Source organism: Nocardia thailandica NBRC 100428 (assembly GCF_000308795.1).
GTDB lineage: Bacteria > Actinomycetota > Actinomycetes > Mycobacteriales > Mycobacteriaceae > Nocardia > Nocardia thailandica.
This window is the reverse complement of the sequence record NZ_BAGK01000134.1, coordinates 1-22,189: the sequence shown is the minus strand read 5'-3', so window position 1 is coordinate 22,189 and position 22,189 is coordinate 1. Positions and strand designations below refer to the sequence as shown.

Here is a 22,189-nt window from a genome sequence, read left to right as displayed (position 1 = left end):
GTCACCAGGCGCCGACCCCGGGCCAGGGTGGTGGGCCCGCGGCGGCCGACGGTAGCGGCTCGGCGGGCAGCGCGCCGAAGCGGCGCTCGGCCGCGTCGCCCGACATCGCGCCGACGACCTGGCCGACCGCCTCCCAGGACGCGCCGGAGGCGCGGACGAACCGGACGGCCTCGGCCAGCCTGCGTTCGGCGGAGGTGGTCTCGTGGTAGGCCAGCTGCACCGGCAGCAGGGCGGCCATCTCGTGGCGGTGACCGTCGACCTCCGCCAGGATCAGGGCCATCAGATCGGGGCTCAACCGGCCCGAGGGACAGTAGAGCTGCCTGCGGGCGGGCGCGTGGTCGCCGGGTTCGTCCACGCGCAGCCAGGTGCGGCCCTGCCAGGCGCCGCAGCCGCACAGCGCCCGCCAGCCGATGATCTCCTCGGTCGCGCGCTCGCGCCGGTCCCGCAGCGGCAGGGGCAGTCCGTCGACCGCCGCGACCGCCTCGGGGACGGTGCGCTCGGCGGGCCCGAGCAGGCCGTCGTCGAACAGATCGGCCACCCAGCCCGCGTGGATGTCGGAAAGGTCGTGCACGTCTGGCTCCCTACCTCGAGTCCGCTGCGTTGAACTCGATGCGGGCACGGCACGGCGTAGTGCCTCACCCGATCGTGGTCGGTGCCGTGACCTCCGGGATGTCGGCGGCGACGAGACCGGTGTATGAGACCGGTGATCTCACGACACCACCATGGGACACCCGGCCCGCGCCACGCAATCGTCCGGCGGTTTCCTGTTCGCATTCACAGGGGCGACGAGGTCGCTTTGTTCCCGCGACCCGACGGTCCGGTCAGCCGGCGACCAGGCCGGCCGAATCGCGGGCCCAGGCGGCGTGCAACCGGGCATACCGCCCGTCGAGGGCGAGCAGGTCGTCGTGGCTGCCGTCCTCGGCGACGGTGCCGTCGTGGAACAGCAGCACCCGGTCGGCGCTCTCGGCGGCGTGCATGCGGTGGGCGATGGTGATCGTCGTGCGCCCGCGACTGAGCCGGGCCAGCGCGTGCTGGACCCGGACGTCGGTGCCCGCGTCGACGCCGCTGGTCGCCTCGTCGAGCACCAGCAGGTCGGGGTCGACCAGGGCGGTGCGGGCCAGCGCGACGAGCTGGCGTTCGCCCGCCGAGAGCGCCTCTCCGCGCTGCCCGACGCGGGTGTCGAGGCCGTGCGGGAGCCCGCGCACCCAGTCGGCCAGCCCGAGGTCGGCCAGCACGGCGGTCACCTCGCGGCGGGTGGCGCCCGCGCGGCCGAGGGCGATGTTGTCGCCGACGGTGCGGTCGAAGAGGAACGCGTCCTGCGGCACGATGGCGACCCGCCGGGTGAGCGCCTCGTCGGCGAGGTCGGCGATGTCGATGCCCCAGAGGGTGAGCGTGCCCTCGGTGGGCAGCAGCTGCCGGGTGACCAGCTTGGCGAAGGTGCTCTTGCCCGACCCGGTCTCGCCGACGACGGCCACGTGTTCCCCCGGCGCGACGACCAGGTCGACCCCGCGCAGCGCCGCCCGTTCCGGCACGTAGCGGAACCCGGTGCCGCGCAGGACGATTCCGGCCGCACCCGGTGGCAGGTCGGTGCGGGTGCCGTTGCCCTCGGTGACCTCGATGTCGAGGATCTCCACCACCCGCCGCAGCCCGGCCTCGGCGTTGCGGGCGTCGGCGAGGCCGGCCACGGCGAACTGCATGGGACGGACGAAGAAGGTCACCAGGAACAGGAAGGCGACGACGTCGCCCGCGCTGAGCCCCAGGTCGATCCCGAGGGCGCCGACGCCCGCGGCGGTGCCGACCAGCAGGACGGCGGCGGTGATGAGGCCGCTGGCGATCTCGCCGATGGAGAAGTTCAGCCCCATCGGCCACAGGGTGCGCACCCGGGCCGCGCGCGCGGCCTCGATGCGGGCGCCGACGCGGGCCCGCAGCCGGTCCTCGATCCCGTAGCCGCGCACCGTCTCGATCCCGACGAGCAGTTCGAGCAGGTCGGCGTAGAGGCGGCCGATGGCCTCGCGCACGGTGTCGAAGCGGCTGCCGATCCACCGCTGCAGGCCGCGCCCGATCAGCGGAACGAGCAGGCCGATCGCGACGACCAGCAGCGCGGGCGGCCACGAGTAGGCCAGCATCACCGCGACCGCGAGGACCATCTGGGCGACGTTCTGCACCAGGGTGAGCCCGCCCGCCTGGGCGTAGAGGGTGACCACGTCCAGGTCGCCGGTGACCCGGGCGACCAGCCCGCCCGCCGATTCCGCGCGCGGGTCGGCGGGCGGCAGCCGCAGCAGCCGCGCGAAGGCGGCCACCCGCAGCTGGAGCACGCCGCGTTCCACGGTGCGCACCAGCGCCCGGTTCATGGCCGTGGACACCACCATCGACATCAGCACCGCGGCCACGCCGATCCCCACGGTCAGCGCGACGACCCGGTCCCGTTCGCCGGGCCCGACCTCGGCGAGCAGCGCGTGATCGAGGGCGTACTGGATGGTCACCGGGATGGCGATGCGCCCGGTCGCGGCGACGGTGGCGAGCGCGACGATCCACAGCACCGCGCCGCGGCCCAGGTCGGTCTCGCGGCGGATCCGGCGCAGCAGGGCGGCGGTGGTGTATCGGGGTTCGCTCATCGGTCGGCGCTGTCCTCTCGGGCCGCGGGCGCGTGGGGGTCGGCGGTGTGCGCCGTGTGCGCGGTGTGGTTCGAGTAGGCGCCCAGCAGGGCTCGGTACCCGGGCACGGTGGCGAGGAGCTCGCCGTGGGCGCCGCGCGCGGCGACGCGGCCGCCCGCGAGCAGGATCACCGAGTCGGCGAGGGCGACGGTCGCCGCGCGGTGCCCTACCAGCACGACGGTGGTGCGCCGGTCGTCCCCGGCGTACTCGGCGCGCAGGGCGTCGACCACGGCGCGTTCGATCAGGGGGTCGAGCGCGGAGGTGGCATCGTCGAGCAGCAGCAGGCCGGGGCGGCGGAAGACCGCGCGGGCCAGCGCGATCCGCTGGCGCTGCCCGCCGGAGAGCTGGGTGGACTCGTCCAGCACGGTGTCGGCGCCCCGGGGCAGCCGGGCCACGAAGGTGTCGGCGCCCGCGATGCGCAGGGCGCGATCGAGGTCGGCGTCGGTGCCGTCGGCGCCGAGGGTGACGTTGGCGCGCACGGTGTCGGCGAACAGGAACGGCTGCTGGGTGACCAGGGCGGTGCGCCGTCGCACGGCATCGGGCGCCAGCTCGCGGGTGTCGATGCCGTCCAGGCTGATCCGCCCCCGGTCGGCCTCGAGCAGGTGGGCCAGTAGCGCGAGCAGGGTGCTCTTTCCCGCGCCGGTGGCCCCCGCCACCGCGACGACCTCGCCGGGCCGCAGGTCGAGGGCGATGTCGGTCAGCGCGTCGCGGTCGGCGGCGAGCACGTCGCCGACGCGGTAGCGGAACGAGACGTCGGCCGCGCTCAGCGCGATGCCGCCCGCGCCCGCCGCGCCCCGGTGCTGGCCGTGCGCGGGATGCTCGGTGGCGGTGAGGATCTCGTCCACCCGGCCGCGCCCGGCGACGCCGAGGGGCAGCATGCCGAGGAAGCGGGCGATGACGTTGAGCGGGATGGCGGTGGTGATGAGCAGGTAGATGACCTCGACCAGCGCCCCGACGCCGAGGTGGCCCGCGTCGACGCGGGTGACGCCGACGGCGAGCACGACCAGCGCGGCCAGCGGCGGCAGCAGTTCGATCACCGGATCGAACACCGCGCCCGCGTCGCCCATGCGGCGGTTGGCGATCCGGGACTCGTCGGCGGCCGTCGCGAACCGGCCGATCTCGTGTTCGGTGATGCCGAGGGTGCGCACGACCTGCCTGCCCGCCAGGGCCTCGTGGGCGAGCCCGGAGACCACCGCGCGCCTGCGCTGCGCCGCGCGGGCGCGGGGGGTGAGCACCCGCTGGTAGATGAGATTCGCGCCGAAGACCAGTGGCATGAGGAGCGCGGTGATGACCGCCAGCGGGCCGTCGACCAGGACGATGTCCGCGAGGACCATGACCAGCATCGCGGTCATCCCGAGCGCGAAGGGGAAGTGCTGCATGGGATCCCACGCGGTCTCGGCGTCGGGCACCGCCCGCGAGACCAGCGCGCCCGCCGGATGGCGGCGGTGCCAGGACACCCCGAGGCGCAGGTAGGCGTCGACCACCGCCGCCCGCGACCGCGCCTCGTTGCCGAACTGCACGATGCCGGTGCCGACGGCCCGCAGCACGATGGTCACCACGCGCAGCAGCGACACCCCGAGGATGAACAGCGCCCCGAGCGCGGCCGCGCCGGGCAGGAATTCCCCGCGCGCGAAACTGGGCACCACCACGTGTTCGGTGGCCCAGCCGACGGCCTTGGCGCCCAGCACCATGCAGGCCGCGTTCACCAGTCCGGTCACGACGGCCAGGGTCGCCGCGCCGGGCGCCACGGTCAGGCCGCGGAACATCTGGGCCAGCCCCAGCCGCAGGGTGCGCGCGTCCTGTCCGGAGGGCCCGGTGTCGGCTCCGGCGAGCAGAGTGCCTCTGCCGAAGCTCATGATCGGGGTACCTCCTGCTGCACTGGACACACGGGGAACCACTCTGCGCCGGGCGGGCCGCCGCGGCAACGGACTGGCTCACGCTGATCGCAACCCGCACCCGCCTGCGGTGTCGCCGGCGAAGGCCGGTGCGCGCGGCCGCGTCTCAGTCCGCGAGCAACGGCAGCAGGTCGCGGCCCTGGCGCTCGATCTCGCGCAGGTAGGGGGTGTCCGAGAGCACGAAGTGGGTGATGCCCAGATCCCGGTAGCGGCGCAGCGATTTCGCCACGTCCTCGGGGGAGCCGACCAGCCAGGTGGTGGCCGCGCCGCCCCCGCCGACCCGGCCCGGGGCGGTGTAGAGGTTGTCGTCGAGGACGTCGCCGCGCGCCGCCAGGTCGAGCAGCCGCTGCTGGCCGACCGCGGTCCGCCGGTCCGCGGCCTGGCGTGGGCCGCCCGCGCGGGCCATCTCGGCCACCCGCGCCTCGGCCTCGGCCCACGCCTGCTCGGTGGTGTCGCGGACGAACGTGGTGATGCGCAGGCCGAATTCGAGGGGCGGGTGCTCGCGCCCGAGCTCGGCGGACAGGGCCCGCAGCCGGTCGATCCGCTCGGCGACGCCCGCCAGCGGCTCGCCCCAGAACAGCTGCACGTCGGCCTCGGTCGCGGCGACGCGTTCGGCGGCGGCCGAGGCGCCGCCGAAGTACAGCGTCGGGTGCGGCCTGCCCGGGCGCGGGGAGATCCGGGGGGTGACGGTGGAGTCGGTGACCTGGAAGTGCTCCCCGCGGAAGGTGACCCGCTCCCGGGTCCACAGCAGGCGCACCAGGCGCAGGAACTCCGCGGTGCGGGCGTAGCGGTCGGCCTGGTCGCCCTCGGCGTCGCCGTAGGCGCCCAGGTCGTCCTTGCCCGAGACGATGTTGACCCGCACCCGGCCGCCGGTGAGGTGGTCGAGGGTGGCGGCGGCGGAGGCGAAGTTCGCGGGGCGCCAGTAGCCGGGGCGGATCGCGATCAGCGGCTCGAAGGTCTCGGTGCGCGCGGCCAGCGCGGTCGCCACGGTCAGGGTGTCGGGCCTGCCCCAGCCGGTGCCGAGGAGCGCGCCGGTCCAGCCGTTGTCCTCGAGGGCGCGCGCGTGCGCGGTGAGCGTGTCGAGGCTGTTGTGGTCGGCGGTGACCGGCTCCCCCCGGTGCCCCGGGGTGACCTGGTTGGGGATGTACCAGAGGAATTCGAGGCTCATGCGTGGTGTCCTGTTCGATCCGCGGGACGCGCCGGGTCGGTCACGGCTGCGCGGCGCGGACGCCACCCGGCACCCGGCCACCGCGATTATGGGTCCGGGATCGGGCCCGGCCCGCCGCGCGCGGGCGCGGCCGCGGCGGGCGTACCCGCGCCGAGCTGCGGCGACACCGTCCGCGCCGGGATAGATTCGCGCCGAGCGCATTACCGCCGGCGACGGCCGGGGCTCAGTGCGGGAGGTGGCGGTCGGTGCCGCGGATCGGGTTGGCGGTGGGGAAGGTGATGGCGGGCAGGGTGACCCACATGCGGACCCGCGTGCCCGTGTCGCCGTGCTCGAACTCCACGTGCTCGGTCAGCGCCCGCATCATCTCCACGCCGCGGCCGCGGAACCCGGGGTCGGCCGGGCGCGGCCGCCACACCCCGGTGTCGGTGATCTCGATGACCACCCGGTCCCCGTCACAGGTCGCGGTGAGCACCACACGGGCGGGCTCGGTGTCGCGGTAGGCGTGCTCGACGCTGTTGCTGCACGCCTCGTTGGCGGCGGCGACCAGATCGGCGGCCAGATCGTGCGGGACGGCGGCGGCGGCGAACCAGCGGTGCAGGCCGCGGCGCAGCGCGGCCAGCCTGCCCGGCTCGGCGGGGATGTCGAGGCGCAGCGGCGCGGGCGGCTGGCGGTAGACGACCATGGCGACGTCGTCGTCGTAGCCCGCCTCGGGGCGCAGCCGCGACAGCACGGTGTCGGCGACCTCGCGGGGCAGCTCGCCGCAGGTCTCGGCGAGCACGTCGGCGATATGGGTGAAGTTGTCCTCGAGATCGACGCCGCGGCGTTCCACCAGGCCGTCGGTGAACAGCACCAGGGTGGCGCCCGGCGGCAGCGCGGTGGTCGCCTCGGGGCGGCGCGGGGTGTCGAAGGTGGCCAGCGGGACCGCGCGCCCGCCCTCGAGCACCCGGCCAGGGCCGCCGACGGGCGAGACGATCGGCGGCATGTGCCCGGCGTTGGAGTAGCGCACGACGCCGCGCGCGGGATCGAGGACCGCGGCGCACACGGTGGTGCACATCGCGCCGGGGATTCGCGCCGCGACCGTGTCCAGTTCGGCGAGCAGCTGCGCCGGGCCCGCCCCGCGCAGCAGCAGGGCCCGTGCGGCACTGCGCAACTGACCCATCACCACGGCGGCCGACAGGCCGCGGCCGACGCAGTCGCCGACCACCACGCCGATGGTGCCGTCGCGCAGCGGCACCACGTCGTACCAGTCGCCGCCGATCTCGAGCGGGGGGAGCGCCGGCTCGTAGTGCACCGAGAACCGCGGGGGCAGCTCGATCGGGCCGAGCATCGCGCGCTGCAGGGTCAGCGAGGTCGCGCGGGCCTGGTCGAAGTTGCGGGCGCGCTGCAGGGCGACGCTGAGGTGGCCGATCAGCAGCGACAGCAGCATCCAGTCCGCGGCGGTCACCACGCGGGGCGTGGCGAAACGCAACCACAGGGCGGCGTCGCGCGTCTCGCCGAGGGGGGAGACGACCGCCTCGGCGCTGGCGGTGCTCTCCGGGCTCTCCTCCGGGAGCGGCTGGGACCCCGACACCGCGACCAGGCCGCGCGCGGGTTGCCTGCGGGCGCGCTCGAGCAGTTCGCGCACGTCGTCGTCGAGGCTGATCACCCCGTCGACGGTGGCCTGCTCCCCGGCGCCGTAGAGGTCGGGGCGGGCGGTGCGGCTGGCCCACACGGCGACCACGGCCGACTGCGCGCCGAGCGTGCGGCACAGTTCGTCGAGCCCGACCGCGAGCACCTCGACCAGGCCCGTGGCGGCGCCGACGGCGGTCGCCAGGCGCGACACCGCCTGGTCGCGGGCCTGCGCGTCGTGCTCGGCGGTGACGTCGCGGACGGTCCCGACGAAGATCCGCTCGTCGCTCTCGGCCTTGATCAGCGAGCTCGCGCTCACCGCCAGCCAGCGGTCGCGGCCGTCGCGGTGGCGCACCGGCAGCACGAAACGCGACGCCTCCGTGCCGATCTGGGGATAGCCCCGGCTGTCGGGTGAGGTCCACGGATGCGGCTGGGCGTAGGGGACGCCGTCGGCGCCGAAGCCGGTGAGCGCCCCGAAGGCCGTGTTGACCTCGACGATGGTCCCGCGCGCGTCGGCGACGAAGAACCCGTCCTGGAGCGACTCGACCAGCGCGGTGCGGAAGGCGTCGCGGCCGGCCAGGTCGTCGGCGCGTGAACGCTGCTGCTCGTAGCGGCGGGTGCCGTCGAGGTAGCCGCGGGTCGCGATGTCGAGGGCGGCCAGGGTCTGCAGCAGGAACTCGAGCGCGACCTCCTCGTGGCGCGGATCGCCGCTGTCCGCGGCCGATTCGGCCACGGCGCGGAAGTGGTGCTCGGTGAGGTCGAGCAGGCTGATGCCCTCGACCAGCGCCCGCCTGCCCAGGTCGTAGCCCTCGGTGAGGCCGTCCTGGCCGGGGTCGGTCAGGTGCCTGCGCAGGGCCGCGGTGTAGTCGTCGAGGAACGCCGCCAGGGCCGCACTCACGGCAGCTCACCTCGGTAGCGCGCGGCCAGGACGAGCGCGTCGTCGGTGTCCTTGGCGTCGCGGGCCAGCAGGTCGGCGGTGATGGCGGTGGTGGGACGGCCCAGGTCGATCGCCTCCGGTCCCACGGTCACGATGCCGTCGGTGGCCATCAGCAGCAGGTCGCCCGGCCGCATCGGCACGGTCTGCGGTTGCAGATGCGTCGGCAGCCGGTAGCCGACGATGCCGCCGGTGAGCAGCATGGTCGCCCGGGTCTCCGGGCCCGCAGGTCCGGCGGCGAGCAGCCGCGATTCGACGTTGCCGACCCCGAGCCAGTGCAGGGTGTCGCCGTCGCTCATCAGCGCCAGCGAGACCGCCGCGCCGCGGGTGTCGGCCATGGCGCGATGGCAGAGCACCATGAGCACGTCCAGCGGCTCGCCGCGGTTCTCGGTCAGCACGGTCACCGCGCGCTCCGCCGCCTCGGCGGCCGCGGTGCCGTGCCCGAGGCCGTCGAGCACCGCGAACAGCACGCCGTTGCCGCCGGTGTCGAGGGCGACGGCGCGATCACCCGAGACGTCCTGGCCCGGGAGCGCGCGCCCCGCTGCCGACCACTCGGTGCGGCCGAAGAACCCGTCCTCATGCACCGTCGGGTACCCACTTCCACATCTCCACCAACGTCCCGCGTCCGGGTGCGGAATCGATGATCAGCTTGTCCATCAGGCGCCGCGCGCCGGGCAACCCGAGCCCGAGGCCGCGGCCGGTGGAGTACCCGTCCTCGAGCGCGCGGGGGATGTCGCGGATGCCGGGACCGCGGTCCTCGGCCTGCACGACCAGCGCGTTGCGGCCCTCGCGCAGGTCCACCAGCAGCCGGATCTCGCCGCTGCCCGCGTAACTGGTGATGTTGCGGGCGATCTCGGAGATCGCGGTGGAGATCATGGTGCGGTCGGTGAGCGTGAAGCCCAGTTGCGCCGCCAGTTCGTGGCCCGCCTGGCGGGCCGTCACGATGTCCTCGGACACCTGCACCGCCACTGTCACGTGCTCAGCGACCACTGTCACGACCGTCTCGTGTGCGGCGCCCTGGGTGACGGTTGAGCCAGGCCAGTCCCTCCTCGAGGTCGAGGGCGGTGTGCATGTCCTCGAAGGTCAGGCCCAGCTGGACCATGGCGAAGGCGACCTCGGGCTGCAGGCCGACGATGACGGTCTCGGCGCCGCGCAGCTGCGTCATGTGCGCGATGGTGCGCAGCGACCGCGCGGCGAACGAGTCCATCACGTCGATGGCGGTGACGTCGACGATGATGCCCGTGGCGCGGTAGTGGCTGACCTGCTTCATGAGGTCGTCCTGGAGGCGCTCGGTGTCGGCGTCGGTCAGGGCCGACTGCACCGAGGCGATCAGGTACGTGCCCTGCTTGAGAATGGGTACCGGCATGGTGGGGGCCTGGTCAGCGGCCGTCCCGCTCGGCGGCCACGCGGGAGACCTCGTAGCCGAGCAGGCGCTCGGCCTCCTCGATGCCGCCCTGGAGGTCACCGACGGCGTTCATCTTGGACAGGTCGAGGCCGATGGTCACCAGGGTGAGCGCGATCTCCGAGGACAGGCCGGTGATGATGACGCTGGCGCCCATGAGGCCCGAGGCGTCGACGGTCTGCACCAGGTGGTTGGCCACCACGGAGTCGATCGCGGGCACACCGGTGATGTCGATGACGACCACCTTGGCGCGGTTGGCCCGGATGGCGCGCAGCAGCTGTTCGGTGAGCTGGCGGGCACGCTGGGTGTCGAGCACGCCGATGATCGGCAGGATGAGCAGCTGCTCGCGCACCTGCAGCACCGGGGTGGACAGCTCGCGGATGGCCTCCTGCTGCTGGCGGATGACGCGTTCGCGCTCCTGCACGAACGAGATGGCCACGGTGGAGGCGATGCGGTTGGCGGCGGGCTCGTAGGCGTCGAGCACGGAGTTGAGCAGCTCGAAGTCGGCCTGGTACTTCTCGAACAGCGAGCGGGCGAGCACGTCGCGCAGCAGCAGGACGATGCCGAGGACCTCGTCGGTCTCGACGCCACGGGGGATGATGCGCTCGGACAGGTCGCGCGCGTAGGCCTGCAGGGCCTCGACGCTACCGGTGACCAGCACCTCGACGTAGTTGTCGTACATGGAGGTCGCCTCGGAGAAGATCTCCTCCGGGGTCATGGCGGTCAGGAGCTCGGCCTCGGTGATGCGGCGCGCCCATTCCTCGCGCAGCCCGGTGCGGTTCTGCCGGAGGTGTTCGACCAGCTGGGGCAGCAGGTTGTCGACCGGGCGGGTCGTCAGCGAATCCGCGGGAGGATTCATGGACACCTCGGACATGGAGATTCCTGCCCCTTTCGACGATCGGGACCACCCGGGCGGTGGATCGCGCGTGGCGCGCTGTCGCGCCCGAGCCTACTCATACCCGGTCGGAGTTGCCGCGCAAACCTGGGTGTAGGTCACACCGATGTTGCCGCGGGTTCGCCGAAGCCGCTCGCCAGCGCGCGCAGCGCCCGGTCCAGGTACACCGTCAGGTCGGCGTCGCCGCGGGTCAGCCAGGTGTCGAAGGCGGCGCGGGCGGCGGCGAGGGTGGTGCGACCGACGGCCAGCGGGACCAGGTCGCCGGGGTCCGCGCCGAGGCGGCGTGCCGCGAATTCGCCGACCGCGCGTTCCCAGGCGTCGTAGTGCGCCCCGGCGCCCGCCGCGAGCGCGGGCACGCCGGAGATGAGCAGCATGCGGGCCCGCAGCTCCGGGATGTCCTCGGCGCGATAGCGATTGGCCGCCACCACGACCCGGCGCACCGCGGCCATCATCGGCTCGTCGTCCGCGACGGCGGCGAAGGCCGCGCGCAGGTCGGCGACCTCGTTGTCGAACTGGTGCCAGAGCACCTCGCCCTTGCTGGGGAAGTAGCGGAAGAAGGTGCGCTCGCTGACGCCCGCCGCCGCGGCGATGCGCTCGACGGTGGTCTCCTCGAAGCCGTGCTCGGCGAACAGGCGCATGGCGATGAGCTCGAGTTCGCGCCGGGTGGTGCGGGGTGGGCGGCCGCGGGTGGGCGAGGCGGTCATGGGGGACAGCCTAGGAGCCGCGCGGGCGCGCGGGGACGGTCCGGGACGGGGGTCTTGCTTTATGTCAGTCACTGACGTTAATCTCGGCGGCATGTTCGTGGCCCAGCTCACATCCCCGGAGGCGGGCGCGCGCGCCGCGGCGGTGCTGCTGATCCCCGTCGGGGCGACCGAACAGCACGGGCCGCATCTGCCGCTGTCGACCGACACCGACCTGGCCGCCGCGCTGTGCGCCCGCGCCGCCGCGCGGCGCGCCGACCTGCTCGTCGCCCCGGCCGTCGCCTACGGCGCCAGCGGCGAGCACGCCGGCTTCCCGGGCACCCTGTCGATCGGCCGGGCCGCCCTGGAACTCCTCGTCGTGGAGCTGTGCCGGTCGGCCACCGACACCTTCTCCCGGATCGCGCTGGTCAACGGGCACGGCGGCAACGTCGCCGCGCTGGGCCGCGCGGTGACGCTGCTGCGCTCGGAATCCCGCGACGTGCGGCTCTTCTCGCCCGACTACCGCGGCGACGCGCACGCGGGCCACGCCGAGACCTCCCTGCAGCTGGCCCTCGACCCCGCCCGCGTGCGCGCGGACCGGGCCGAGCCCGGCGACACCCGCCCCCTGGCCGAGGTGCTCCCGCTGCTGCGCGCGGCGGGCGTGCGCGCGGTCAGCGCCAACGGCGTGCTGGGCGACCCCACCGGCGCGAACGCCGATGCGGGCGAAGAACTTCTCACCGCGGCGACCGCCGCGCTGCTCGACCGGCTGCGGCACTGGTGGCCGCGGCACCCCGAGGAAGGAACTGCTCGATGAATCCCTGGTTCGAGACCGTCGCCGAGGCGCAGCGCCGCGCCCGCAAGCGGCTGCCCAAGTCGGTGTACGGCGCCCTCATCGCCGGCTCCGAGCGCGGCCAGACCATCGAGGACAATCAGGCCGCCTTCACCGAGCTCGGTTTCGCCCCGCACGTGGCGGGCCCGATCGGCGAGCGCGACCAGTCGACCACGGTGCTCGGCCAGTCGCTGTCGATGCCGGTGATGATCTCGCCCACCGGCGTGCAGGCCGTGCACCCCGACGGCGAGGTGGCCGTCGCCCGCGCCGCCGCCGCGCGCGGTATCGCCATGGGGCTGAGCTCCTTCGCCTCCAAGCCGATCGAAGAGGTGATCGCCGCCAACCCGGCGACGTTCTTCCAGCTCTACTGGTGCGGCGGCAAGGACGAGATCCTCGCGCGCATGGAGCGGGCGAAGCGGGCGGGGGCGGTCGGCCTCATCCTGACCCTGGACTGGTCCTTCTCGCACGGCCGCGACTGGGGCAGCCCGGTCATCCCCGAGAAGCTCGACTTCCGCACCATGCTGAAGTTCGCCCCGCAGACCCTGGCCCGCCCGCGCTGGCTGGCCACCTACGCCCGCTCGGGCCACATCCCCGACCTGACCGCCCCCAACATGGCCGTCGGCGACGCCGCGGCGCCCGGCTTCTTCGGCGCCTACGGCGAGTGGATGGGCACCCCGGCGCCGGACTGGTCGGACGTGGCCTGGATCGTCGACCAGTGGGACGGCCCGGTCATGCTCAAGGGCGTCATGCGCGTGGACGACGCCCGCCGCGCGGTCGACGCGGGCGTGCGGGCGATCTCGGTGTCCAACCACGGCGGCAACAACCTCGACGGCACCCCCGCGGCGATCCGCGCGCTGCCGGTGGTCGCCGAGGCGGTCGGCGACCAGATCGAGGTCGTGCTCGACGGCGGCATCCGCCGCGGCAGCGACGTGGTCAAGGCCGTCGCCCTCGGTGCGCGCGCGGTCATGATCGGCCGCGCCTACCTGTGGGGCCTGGCCGCCAACGGGCAGGCCGGGGTGGAGAATGTGCTCGACATCCTGCGCGGCGGCGTGGATTCCGCGCTGCTCGGCCTGCGCAAGACCTCGGTCACCGAGCTCGGCCGCGAGGACCTGGTCGTCCCCGACGGTTTCGAGCGCGCGCTGGGCGTCTGACCCGCCGGGAGGCGCTGCGCCCCAGCCGGTTTCCCCGCGCTACGTCCGTATTGTGTGATTTGTTCGCATGATCCGGGATGTCCCGCTAGCATCGACCGGTTCCGCACCGTGCGGTGCGGCGGCGACGCGGAGGGGAAGCAACGATGGGTGGGGAGTCCGGCGAACGCCGGCACGGCCGGATCATGAAGTCGCGCAGCGTGTCCTGCACGCTGCCCGCGCTGGTGGCGGTGGCGCTGGTGACCGCGGGGTGCGGCGGCCCCGGCAAGACGCCGCGCCCGGTCAAGACGACGACCGCGGTCACCAGCACCACCCGGCCGGGCACGAGCGTGACCCCGTCGCGGCCTGCCACGACCTCCTCGCGGCCGACCGCGCCGAAGACCGGCAGTCCGCTCGGCGGCACGACCTCGGTCCAGCGCGGCGGCCTCGGTGGCACCGACCACTCCGGCAGCGGCGGGTCCTGACGGCGCTGTCAGGCCGTGGTCGCGGGCGCGGTCCCGCCGCGCGACCGGCGCGCGTCGGGGCCGCTGCTGCGGTGGTGTTCGACGAGCACGTCGTAGATGTCGGCCAGATGATGCAGCTGCTCGCGGTCGAGCACGTCGATCATGTGCCTGCGCACGCTGCGGATGTGTTCGGGCGCGGCGGTGGTCAGCACCTGCGCGCCCGCCGGGGTGAGCCGCGCGGCCGTGCGGCGGGCGTCGTCGCTGACGGTCTCGCGCAGCACCAGTCCGCGCTTCTGCATGCGGGTGATCTGGTGGGAGAGCCTGCTCTGCGACCACTCCAGCGCGGCGGCGAGATCGGCGAAGGGCAGCCGGTGGCCGGGCGCCTGGGCGAGGTAGACCAGCACCGAGTACTCCACGTAGCTCAGCTCCGCGGTGCGGCTCGCGTCCCGGCCCACCGCCGCGGCGATGAGGTCGCGGGTACGGACGTAGCCGAGCCATGCGCGCATTTCGACATCATCGAGCCACTGAGGATCGTTCACGATCGCGCTCCGGATTCTGTTCAGTGTCGGCATCGGGTCGCGCGGTGCCGTCCCGCCACACCGCCCCCAGATGCCTAGCACCGTTGACTTGAACGTGCAACCTCGATTGTCCTTCAGGTTGCCCTGTGGATAGGGTTGCCTAACCCGGGGCGGGTTCGCGGTGGTCGATACGCTTTTGATGCTTGTGACCACCTCCCCGAAGGAGTGCGCTGCTGTGACCGCGCCGGAGTTCCGCTATTCCGATCTGCTCCCGATCGGCGCGGACGACACCCCGTACCGCCTGCTCACCACCGAGGGTGTGAGCACCTTCGAGGCGAACGGCCGCACCTTCCTGAAGGTCGAGCCCGAGGCGCTGCGGCTGCTGACCGAGACCGCCATCCACGACATCAGCCACTACCTGCGCCCGGCCCACCTGGCCCAGCTGCGCAAGATCATCGACGACCCCGAGGCCTCGGGCAACGACCGCTTCGTCGCCCTCGACCTGCTCAAGAACCTCAACATCTCCGCGGGCGGCGTGCTGCCCATGTGCCAGGACACCGGCACCGCCATCGTCATGGGCAAGAAGAGCGAGGGCGTGCTGACCGGCGCGAACGACGCCGAGGCCATCAGCCGGGGCGTGTTCGACGCGTACTCCACGCTGAACCTGCGCTACTCCCAGCTCGCCCCGATCACCATGTGGGACGAGAAGAACACCGGCTCGAACCTGCCCGCCCAGATCGAGCTCTACGCCGAGCCCGGCGACCCGGACAACCCGGTCTACAAGTTCCTGTTCATGGCCAAGGGCGGCGGCTCGGCCAACAAGTCCTTCCTCTACCAGGAGACCAAGGCCGTCCTGAACCCCGAGCGCATGCTCGAGTTCCTCGACGAGAAGATCCGCTCGCTGGGCACCGCGGCCTGCCCGCCCTACCACCTCGCGGTCGTCATCGGCGGCACCAGCGCCGAATTCGCCCTGAAGACGGCCAAATACGCCTCGGCGCACTACCTGGACAACCTGCCCACCGAGGGCTCGATCACCGGCCACGCCTTCCGCGACCTCGAGCTCGAGGAAGAGGTCTTCCAGCTGACCCGCGAGTTCGGTATCGGCGCGCAGTTCGGCGGCAAGTACTTCTGCCACGACGTGCGCGTGGTCCGCCTGCCCCGGCACGGCGCGTCCTGCCCGGTCGCCATCGCGGTGTCCTGCTCGGCCGACCGCCAGGCGCTGGCCAAGATCACCAAGGACGGCATCTTCCTCGAGCAGCTGGAAACCGAACCCGCGCAGTACCTTCCGGAACAGACCGAGGAGATCCTCGGCGGCGACGTGGTGCAGATCGACCTGAACCGGCCGATGGACGAGATCCGCGCCGAGCTCTCGAAGTACCCGGTCAAGACCCGCCTGTCGCTGACCGGCCCGCTGGTCGTGGCCCGCGACATCGCCCACGCCAAGATCAAGGAGCGCCTCGACGCGGGCGAGCCCATGCCGCAGTACCTGCGCGACATGGCCGTCTACTACGCGGGCCCGGCCAAGACCCCCGAGGGCTACGCCTCGGGCTCCTTCGGCCCGACCACCGCGGGGCGCATGGACTCCTACGTCGACCAGTTCCAGGCCGCGGGCGGCTCGATGATCATGCTGGCCAAGGGCAATCGCTCCGCGCAGGTCACCAAGGCGTGCCACACCCACGGCGGCTTCTACCTGGGCTCCATCGGCGGGCCCGCCGCCCGGCTGGCGCTCGACTGCATCAAGAACGTCGAGGTGCTCGAGTACCCCGAACTCGGCATGGAGGCGGTCTGGAAGATCGACGTCGAGGACTTCCCGGCGTTCATCGTCGTCGACGACAAGGGCAACGACTTCTTCGCCGAGACCTCCAAGCCGATCGCGCTGCGCGTGCGCACGCGGTCCAAGGAACGCGTCTGACCGGTTCGTCTCCGGCGACAACGGGCCCCGGCCGCGCCACGCGCGGCCGGGGCCCGGCGCGTATCCCGGCCCGGCCCGATCGTGCGCCCGGGCCCGCGGCGCGGACTAGGCTGGCCCGCGAACGCGGAAACCGGACACGAAGTCGAGGTGGGTAGTGCATTCGATCGGGCGCATCGTGGAGCTGCGGGTGCTGACGGAGGGCGATGTCGAGGCGCTGACCGAGGCCGCCACCGAGGCGAGGTCGAGCTATACCTACGCGCACGTCCCCGACACCGCCGAGGCGATGGGCCGCTGGGTCGCCGAGGCCCTCGACGCCTACGACGACGGCCGCCAGCTGCCCCTGGTCATCTCCCGCGCCGACACCGGCGAGGTCATCGGCTCCACCCGCTTCCATCTCGAGTCCTGGCCGTGGCCCGGCGGCAAGACCGGCTCCGGCGGCCCCGACGCGGTCGAGATCGGCTCCACCTGGCTCGCCCACTCCGCCCAGCGGACCGGCGCGAACTCCGAGGCGAAGCTGCTGATGCTCGAGCACGCCTTCGACCGCTGGTCGGTCCGCCGCGTCCGCTTCCGCACCGATGTCCGCAACACCGCCTCCCGCAAGGCCATCGAGGCCCTCGGCGCCCATTTCGACGGCATCCTGCGCGGCGACTACCCCGGCCCCGACGGCGAGGCCCGCGACTCGGCCTACTACTCGATCCTCGCCCGCGAATGGCCGGCCATCCGCCGCCGCCTCGCGGACAAGATCAGCCGCTGAGCCCCGCCCGCGGCGAAGCGGCGGGCGGCACGGCCGGGTTCGCGACCACGGCCGAGGCGGGGAGCGCGCGTCGGGCTCCCCGACACACCGGCGCGCGGCGCCGCGCCCGGCGGGCGGAAGGGGCCGCGACGGACCCCGATAGGATCGGAGTCCATGTGGACAGCGCGGGCCGGAGTGGCCGATCGGGTTCTGGTGACCGTGGCCGCCGCCGCGGCGGCCGTGGTGTTGCCGGTGGCCGGGGCCGCGCACGCGGCGCCCGACCAGCTGGAGAAGCTCGGGTCGGCGGCTGGGACCGAGGGGCTCGACCCGAAGCTGGCGGCGGCCTACACCCTGGCCGAACGGCAGGCGCACGCGGAAGGCGTGCCGCTGTCGATCACCTCCGGGTACCGCAGCCCCGAGCAGCAGGACGCGCTGTGGCAGGACGGACTGGCCACCTACGGCAGCCCGGAGGAGGCCCGCCGCTGGGTGCTGCCGCCGCAGGAGTCCACCCACGTGTCCGGGCACGCGGTCGACGTCGGCCCCCAGGTAGGTGCCGCCTGGCTCGAGGCCAACGGCAACCGCTGGGGCCTGTGCCGCACCTTCGACAACGAGTGGTGGCATTTCGAGCTGGTCACCACCCCGGGCACCCCGTGCCCGCCCCGCGTTCCCGACGCCAGTCAGCGCTGACCGGCCGGCCCGCTCGTCACAGACTGCCCGCCTCCTTGAGCACGCGGCGGGACTGGGCGAAGAGCATGCCGACGTTCACCGACTTGCGGCAGACCACGACCACGACGACGTCGTCCCGGCTCTGCGCGCGCAGGAACAGGTGGGTGAGGTTGTCGGAGTTGACCAGGATCTCCTGGAAGTAGTGCTGGTCGCTGCGGACGCCGCGGCGTTCCTTCCAGATGTCCTCGATCATCACCACGTTGCGGCCCTGGAACAGCTCGAGGGTGGCCGCGGCGAGCAGGTCGAGTACCTCCTGCGGATGGTTGTCGACCGTCTCCACCGCCAGCAGCATGCCGGTCGACATGTCGATCGCGCCGGCGGCCAGGCATTCGGGCACCTCGGTCCGCAGCGACTTGATCAACGCGTTGATCCGGTCGGTCATCGTGGTGGGGGCGGCGTTCACGGGATGGTTCATGGGGTCCTTTCGTCGGTCCGCCGGTCGGGCGGACGGTTCGGGCCGGCGGATGCCGGGTCGGCGGCCAGCGGGGGACGCGGCCGCAGGGTGTCGTTGATGCCGCTCGCGCCGCGGCGGCGGCGCGGCAGGCCGGGCGCGACCGTGCCGGCGCGCGGGTGCGCCTCGCGGACGGTCGCGTGCTGGGCGCGCACGGCGAGCAGTCCGTCGCCGAGCATCCGCGCGACCTCCACCGAGACTGCGTAGACGCTGCGGCCGAGGGCGAAGGCGAGGTCGCGGCAGCTGCGCGCGCCGTCCACCCGGGCGAGCAGCGCCGCGCGCGGGTCGTCGGCGCGATCGCGCAGGAGCCGTTCCCCGGCCGCGGTCAGGGTCAGCACGTTGCGGTGCGGCGACATCCCCGCCTGCATCAGCGCCTGCAGGCGCCGCCGGGCCTCGCCGAGCAGCCACTCCGGTTCGAAGCCGTCGGGGTCGCCGGGGCCGGGCGCGCCGTCGTACCACCGGCATTCGTCGATCCAGCCCGCCGCGACGGCGAACGCCCCGTCGACGGCGGCGCTCATGTGCAGCAGCCGCAGCCGCGCCGCCCCCGGCGCGGCGTCGAGCGCGTCGAGCAGGTCGGCGACGCCGGGCGCGCCGGGGGTGCGCACCGCCACGATCCGCCCGGCGCGCAGATGGAACTCCCCGCCGGGCTCACCCGTCACCCGCAGGACGCCGGTGTGCCTGCCCGCGCAGGAGCCGGCGAGGAATCCGACCACCTCCCGGGTGATATCGGTGGAATGCGCCATCGTCATGATCGTCGGTTCCCGCGGTCGTGAAACGGATAGGGACGGAACGGCCCGGTAACCCGCGCCGGCGAACCACCGGAATCGGGCCGGCAACGACCATTTCCCGTTTCCGGCGAATATGCCCGGCATTCTCCGTACTCCCGGCTGGAATATGTCCGCGCGGAATTCAGCACGCCGGCGGCGACACCGGTTGCCGGGCGTAGGCAGCGTTCACGACGAGTCCCCTGGAATGTGGTGCCTGCGTGGCACTTCGGTGCCGATGACGGCGGCGACCGGCCGGTTGCCGGGCGCGCGCTGCACCGAACCCTAGCCCCCCAAGGGATTTGGAGTACGGAAATCCTCTGAAACTACGCGCGGGTATTCTGCGTGCCCGATCCGGACAGATCGGGCACGTGCCTGGTTATCGCACGGAAATCTCCCCGCGATCACCGTGTCGCACACCCGGAATCGTCAAGACCGGTTTGCGAACAAACCGTCCGGTCAGCCCACCGGCGCCGGTTCGCCCGGCATTCCGTCGAGCGCGAGCCCGCCCTCGATGGCGTGCGGCACCCGCCTGCGGTCGGGCGAGCCGAGGGCCGTGGTCAGGTCGCCGCCGTCGTGTTCGGCCAGCAGCTCGCCGCTGTCCCACACCAGCAGCGTGGCGCTGACGGTGTTCTCGGCGGTGGAGTGCGCCAGGTCGTAGTGCGCGCAGCCGGGCACGTGCGGATAGGTGATCCACAGGTCGTACCCGGTCATGAACAGGTCGAGGTCGAATTGCACGCTCAGCCCGAGCAGTTCGCTGCGGCCGTTGTCGTCGACCCCGGCGAACGCCTCGTCCAGCGCGAGCAGGCGCGGCGCCTGCGGGTCGGCCGAGTCGAGCATGACGTGGGCGGCGGCGAACAGCGGCAGGTGCAGCGACACCGACTGCTCGCCGCCGGACAGGGCCGAGTGCCGGGCCACGGTCAGCTTGTCCTCGGTGCCGTCGGCGGAGAGCAGGGTGAACGAGAACACCCGCCAGGTCCGGTAGTCCAGGGTGGCGGCCAGGATCTCGGGGTAGGAGCGCTCGGGGTGCGCGGCGCGGGCCGCGCGGATCTCGGCCGCGAAATGCGCGCGGATACCGGCGAGTTCGTCGGCGCCCAGGCTCGCGGCGTCGCGGTCGAGCAGCTTGCACATGGCCCGCGCGGCGTCGGACAGGCCGTCGGCCAGCACCCAGTGCACGCCGATGGTGTTGCCCGAGGACATCCGCCGCTGCTTCATCTCCGCGCCCATCCGCGCGATGAGTTCGCGGGCGTCGGTGGTGCGTTCGTGGATCTGCTGGGCCAGGCCGGTCAGCAGGGCGTCCTCGAGGATCCGCCGTTCGGCGTCGGTGAGCAGCGACTCCTGATCGCGGCGCGCCCCGGAGACGCGGTCGGCGAAATCGGCGAGGGCGGCCTCCCCGTGCTCGTCGTGGACCGCGACCACGGTCAGCCCGTCGGCGGCGTCCCAGTGCAGCCGGTAGTCGCGCCCCGAGGCGGTCAGGGCGGCGTCGAACTCCTGCAGTGCGGTGGTGACCGCGCTGCGGGTCGACTTGCGGCCCGCCTCGGTGGCCTTGACCGAGGCGGTGGCGGCGGTGAGGTCGCGCAGCAGCGCGGCGACCTCGGCGGGCAGCACCTCGGGTTCGGCGTGCGGGCCCGCCGCGACGATCCGGTACTGCACCTGCTCGGCGGTCGACCACGCGGCGTCGCTGTCGGGCCAGCGATGGGTGACCGGGGCGCCCAGCAGGCTCAGCAGGTCCGGGCGCGCGTAGGGGGCCAGGCCGCGTACCTCGGCGAGCAGCTCGCCCAGCGCCGTGGCGAGGGACTCGTGGGCGGTGCGGTAGGCGGCCTCGGCGTCGCCGACCGCCTCGATGGCGGCATTGGCGGCCTTGCGGGCGGCGCGCTGACCGGCCCTGGCCTCCTCGATCCGCAGCCGGGCCGCCTCGAGCTGGGCGTCGATGTCGGCCGAGCTCGCCCCGAGGGCCTCGCGCAGGGTTTCGAGCTTGCGCAGCTGTTCGGTGTATCCGTGCCGGGCCGCCTCGGCCTCCTCGGCGAACGCCTCGGCCAGCGCCCGCGCCTCGGCGTGCCGGTCGGCGCCCTCGCGCTCGCGCTCGGACTCCCGGTCGAGGTCGGCGCGCAGCCGCAGCAGGGCGGTGCCGCTGTTCTCGAAGTGCCGGACCGCCGCGGCGAGCGCGTCCAGCGCCCGCGCCTCCCTCGGCACGCGGTGCGTGGTGGCCGCGGCGCGCAGCTTCTTCTCCGCCGCCCCGGCCTCGGCGACCGCCCTGTCGAGTTCGGACTCCGCCTGCGCGACGGCCTCGGTCCGCGACCGCAGCATGCCCGCGGTCTCGGCCACCGCGCGCAGGGCCGTCAGCACCGCCGCCGGTCGCGGGAGCGCCTTGACCGCGGCGGACAGGGTGGCCAGGTCGGCGGCCGCGGCCCGCTCGTCGTCGAGGGCCTCGGTCGCCGCCGCCTCGGCCGCCGCGATCTCGGCGGCCAGCTCGGCCAGGCGCGCCTCCCGGCGCCGCTGCCGGGCCGTCGCACCGATGAACTCGGCCTGCGCCTTGCCGTGGCGGCCGGTGAGGAGGCCGTGCGCGAACGCGCCGCCCGCGTCGACCGCGATGCCACCGGCCGCGAACGCCGGGTCGTCGCCGGACCCGGCGGGCACCAGCCGGATCGACGCCAGGACCGCCGCCACGACGGAACCGGGCACCCCGAGATCGTCCGAGTTCTCCTCCGGCACCAGCGCATCGGCCAGCGTGGGGCCCGCGGGCCGGTCCGCCTCGGGCAGCGGGGACAGGAACCGCCCGGCGACCGTGCCCGGCGCGGCGGCCGCGGCGCGACCGTCCGTGGTCACCCAGGCGTCGAGCAGCCCGGCGGCGTCGAGCGCCGCCTCCAGGCCCGCGGCCTCGGCGGGCGCGACGTCGCGCGCGAAGCGGACCACCCGCCACAGCGGCGCGCCGGGGGTGCCCGCGCCGACGGCGGCCGGGCGGGGCGGGGGAGCGTCGTCGTGCTGGGCGGCGACCCGATCGCGCTCGGCCAGCAGGCTTCGATGCAGGGAATCGGCTTGCGCCGCACGCGACTTGGCGTCCTGACGCCGCGTGCGGACGGCGTCCTGGAGCGGCTCGCAGCGTTCGGCGAGGATCTCGGCGGGGGTGGGGGCGTCCTCGGTGCCCGTGCCGGACAGCGCGTCCTCCAGCGCCTCGGGCAGGCCCGCGCCCACCGCGGCGAAGACCGACGCGTGTTCGCCCCACCAGGCGCGCAGCGCGGCGGCCGACTCGGCGCGCACCACCGCGACCGCGGCCTCGGCGTGGGCGACCTCGGCGGCGGCCGCGTCGCGCAGTTCGCGTGCCCGCTCGGCGAGGCGTTCGGCACGGGTGCGGTCGGCGGCGGCGGACTCCCAGCGCGCCAGCGCCTGGCGGACGGCGCGGAGGTCGGCGTCGCGCTCCTCGGCGTGCCC

General features: G+C 73.9%; 20 protein-coding genes. 6 read left to right on the top strand and 14 right to left on the bottom strand.

The window, feature by feature from the left end; translation table 11 throughout:
- Position 1: 1 nt before the first annotated feature.
- The 10 genes from ON36_RS15015 to mftR form a co-directional block, all read right to left on the bottom strand.
- On the bottom strand, positions 2-571 hold the full coding sequence (locus tag ON36_RS15015) for a hypothetical protein (RefSeq protein ID WP_043653042.1): 570 nt from the start codon (positions 569-571) through the stop codon (positions 2-4).
- A gap of 250 nt (positions 572-821) precedes the next feature.
- Positions 822-2,615: an ABC transporter ATP-binding protein gene (locus ON36_RS15010; RefSeq protein ID WP_043653039.1), complete on the bottom strand. Its 1,794-nt coding sequence runs from the start codon at positions 2,613-2,615 to the stop codon at positions 822-824.
- Positions 2,612-4,510, bottom strand: a complete 1,899-nt coding sequence (locus tag ON36_RS15005) for an ABC transporter ATP-binding protein (RefSeq protein ID WP_052314008.1) — start codon at positions 4,508-4,510, stop codon at positions 2,612-2,614. The genes ON36_RS15010 and ON36_RS15005 overlap by 4 nt, the downstream gene beginning before the upstream one ends.
- Positions 4,511-4,655: 145 nt before the next feature.
- Positions 4,656-5,717 carry an LLM class flavin-dependent oxidoreductase gene (locus ON36_RS15000; protein WP_043653036.1) on the bottom strand — a complete coding sequence of 354 codons (1,062 nt, stop codon included), beginning with the start codon at positions 5,715-5,717 and terminating at the stop codon, positions 4,656-4,658.
- 223 nt (positions 5,718-5,940) lie between these two features.
- Positions 5,941-8,223, bottom strand: coding sequence for a SpoIIE family protein phosphatase (locus tag ON36_RS14995; protein WP_043653033.1), 2,283 nt, complete (start codon positions 8,221-8,223; stop codon positions 5,941-5,943).
- A complete protein-coding gene (locus tag ON36_RS14990) occupies positions 8,220-8,843 on the bottom strand; it encodes a SpoIIE family protein phosphatase (RefSeq protein WP_043653031.1) in 624 nt (207 codons plus the stop codon). Before ON36_RS14990 ends, ON36_RS14995 begins: the two co-directional genes overlap by 4 nt.
- Positions 8,836-9,249: an ATP-binding protein gene (locus tag ON36_RS14985; protein ID WP_052314007.1), complete on the bottom strand. Its 414-nt coding sequence runs from the start codon at positions 9,247-9,249 to the stop codon at positions 8,836-8,838. The genes ON36_RS14990 and ON36_RS14985 overlap by 8 nt, the downstream gene beginning before the upstream one ends.
- Complete coding sequence (locus tag ON36_RS14980) at positions 9,239-9,625, bottom strand: STAS domain-containing protein (RefSeq protein WP_043653027.1); 387 nt, start codon at positions 9,623-9,625, stop codon at positions 9,239-9,241. Before ON36_RS14980 ends, ON36_RS14985 begins: the two co-directional genes overlap by 11 nt.
- Positions 9,626-9,638: 13 nt before the next feature.
- Positions 9,639-10,535 (bottom strand): STAS domain-containing protein, encoded by an 897-nt coding sequence (locus ON36_RS14975; protein WP_043653024.1) that lies wholly within the window; start codon positions 10,533-10,535, stop codon positions 9,639-9,641.
- Positions 10,536-10,654: 119 nt separating this feature from the next.
- Entirely contained in the window at positions 10,655-11,260 is a 606-nt protein-coding gene (gene mftR, locus ON36_RS14970) for a mycofactocin system transcriptional regulator MftR (protein WP_043653022.1), read from the bottom strand.
- Positions 11,261-11,351: 91 nt separating this feature from the next.
- On the opposite strand from mftR, the gene mftE reads away from it, so the two are divergent.
- The 3 genes from mftE (at position 11,352) to ON36_RS14955 (ending at position 13,677) form a co-directional block, all read left to right on the top strand.
- Positions 11,352-12,050: a mycofactocin biosynthesis peptidyl-dipeptidase MftE gene (gene mftE, locus ON36_RS14965; RefSeq protein ID WP_043653019.1), complete on the top strand. Its 699-nt coding sequence runs from the start codon at positions 11,352-11,354 to the stop codon at positions 12,048-12,050.
- A complete protein-coding gene (mftD, locus tag ON36_RS14960; RefSeq protein ID WP_043653017.1) occupies positions 12,047-13,216 on the top strand; it encodes a pre-mycofactocin synthase MftD in 1,170 nt (389 codons plus the stop codon). The genes mftE and mftD overlap by 4 nt, the downstream gene beginning before the upstream one ends.
- A gap of 143 nt (positions 13,217-13,359) precedes the next feature.
- Positions 13,360-13,677 (top strand): hypothetical protein, encoded by a 318-nt coding sequence (locus ON36_RS14955; protein ID WP_043653015.1) that lies wholly within the window; start codon positions 13,360-13,362, stop codon positions 13,675-13,677.
- 8 nt (positions 13,678-13,685) lie between these two features.
- Here the strand turns inward: ON36_RS14955 and ON36_RS14950 are convergent, their stop codons facing one another.
- On the bottom strand, positions 13,686-14,162 hold the full coding sequence (locus tag ON36_RS14950) for a MarR family winged helix-turn-helix transcriptional regulator (RefSeq protein ID WP_245558084.1): 477 nt from the start codon (positions 14,160-14,162) through the stop codon (positions 13,686-13,688).
- Between the two features lie 247 nt (positions 14,163-14,409).
- Between ON36_RS14950 and ON36_RS14945 the strand changes: the two genes are divergently transcribed.
- From ON36_RS14945 to ON36_RS14935, 3 genes are all read left to right on the top strand, one after another.
- Positions 14,410-16,086 carry a fumarate hydratase gene (locus ON36_RS14945; RefSeq protein WP_043653014.1) on the top strand — a complete coding sequence of 559 codons (1,677 nt, stop codon included), beginning with the start codon at positions 14,410-14,412 and terminating at the stop codon, positions 16,084-16,086.
- A gap of 154 nt (positions 16,087-16,240) precedes the next feature.
- Entirely contained in the window at positions 16,241-16,840 is a 600-nt protein-coding gene (locus tag ON36_RS14940) for a GNAT family N-acetyltransferase (RefSeq protein ID WP_043653012.1), read from the top strand.
- Between the two features lie 153 nt (positions 16,841-16,993).
- Complete coding sequence (locus tag ON36_RS14935) at positions 16,994-17,506, top strand: M15 family metallopeptidase (protein WP_083885151.1); 513 nt, start codon at positions 16,994-16,996, stop codon at positions 17,504-17,506.
- A gap of 16 nt (positions 17,507-17,522) precedes the next feature.
- On the opposite strand, the gene ON36_RS14930 is transcribed toward ON36_RS14935, so the two are convergent.
- The 3 genes from ON36_RS14930 to ON36_RS14920 all read right to left on the bottom strand — a co-directional run.
- The gene (locus ON36_RS14930) at positions 17,523-17,960 is read right to left on the bottom strand and encodes a hypothetical protein (protein ID WP_052314005.1); all 438 of its coding nucleotides are present in this window, start codon (positions 17,958-17,960) and stop codon (positions 17,523-17,525) included.
- On the bottom strand, positions 17,957-18,739 hold the full coding sequence (locus ON36_RS14925; RefSeq protein WP_052314004.1) for a DUF4388 domain-containing protein: 783 nt from the start codon (positions 18,737-18,739) through the stop codon (positions 17,957-17,959). Before ON36_RS14925 ends, ON36_RS14930 begins: the two co-directional genes overlap by 4 nt.
- A gap of 480 nt (positions 18,740-19,219) precedes the next feature.
- Positions 19,220-22,189 (bottom strand): SbcC/MukB-like Walker B domain-containing protein (locus ON36_RS14920; protein WP_043653011.1); only part of this gene is annotated, 2,970 nt, incomplete at its 5' end.

Excerpts from the sequence above, each read along its gene's own strand:
- ON36_RS14980 (WP_043653027.1), bottom strand. The coding sequence starts at position 9,625 with ATGCCGGTACCCATTCTCAAGCAGGGCACGTACCTGATCGCCTCGGTG.
- ON36_RS15005 (WP_052314008.1), bottom strand. The coding sequence starts at position 4,510 with ATGAGCTTCGGCAGAGGCACTCTGCTCGCCGGAGCCGACACCGGGCCC.
- mftE (WP_043653019.1), top strand. The coding sequence starts at position 11,352 with ATGTTCGTGGCCCAGCTCACATCCCCGGAGGCGGGCGCGCGCGCCGCG.
- ON36_RS15010 (WP_043653039.1), bottom strand. The coding sequence starts at position 2,615 with ATGAGCGAACCCCGATACACCACCGCCGCCCTGCTGCGCCGGATCCGC.
- ON36_RS14930 (WP_052314005.1), bottom strand. The coding sequence starts at position 17,960 with ATGAACCATCCCGTGAACGCCGCCCCCACCACGATGACCGACCGGATC.
- ON36_RS14975 (WP_043653024.1), bottom strand. The coding sequence starts at position 10,535 with ATGTCCGAGGTGTCCATGAATCCTCCCGCGGATTCGCTGACGACCCGC.
- ON36_RS14925 (WP_052314004.1), bottom strand. The coding sequence starts at position 18,739 with ATGGCGCATTCCACCGATATCACCCGGGAGGTGGTCGGATTCCTCGCC.
- ON36_RS14955 (WP_043653015.1), top strand. The coding sequence starts at position 13,360 with ATGGGTGGGGAGTCCGGCGAACGCCGGCACGGCCGGATCATGAAGTCG.
- ON36_RS14935 (WP_083885151.1), top strand. The coding sequence starts at position 16,994 with ATGTGGACAGCGCGGGCCGGAGTGGCCGATCGGGTTCTGGTGACCGTG.
- ON36_RS14950 (WP_245558084.1), bottom strand. The coding sequence starts at position 14,162 with ATGCGCGCATGGCTCGGCTACGTCCGTACCCGCGACCTCATCGCCGCG.
- mftR (WP_043653022.1), bottom strand. The coding sequence starts at position 11,260 with ATGACCGCCTCGCCCACCCGCGGCCGCCCACCCCGCACCACCCGGCGC.
- mftD (WP_043653017.1), top strand. The coding sequence starts at position 12,047 with ATGAATCCCTGGTTCGAGACCGTCGCCGAGGCGCAGCGCCGCGCCCGC.
- ON36_RS15000 (WP_043653036.1), bottom strand. The coding sequence starts at position 5,717 with ATGAGCCTCGAATTCCTCTGGTACATCCCCAACCAGGTCACCCCGGGG.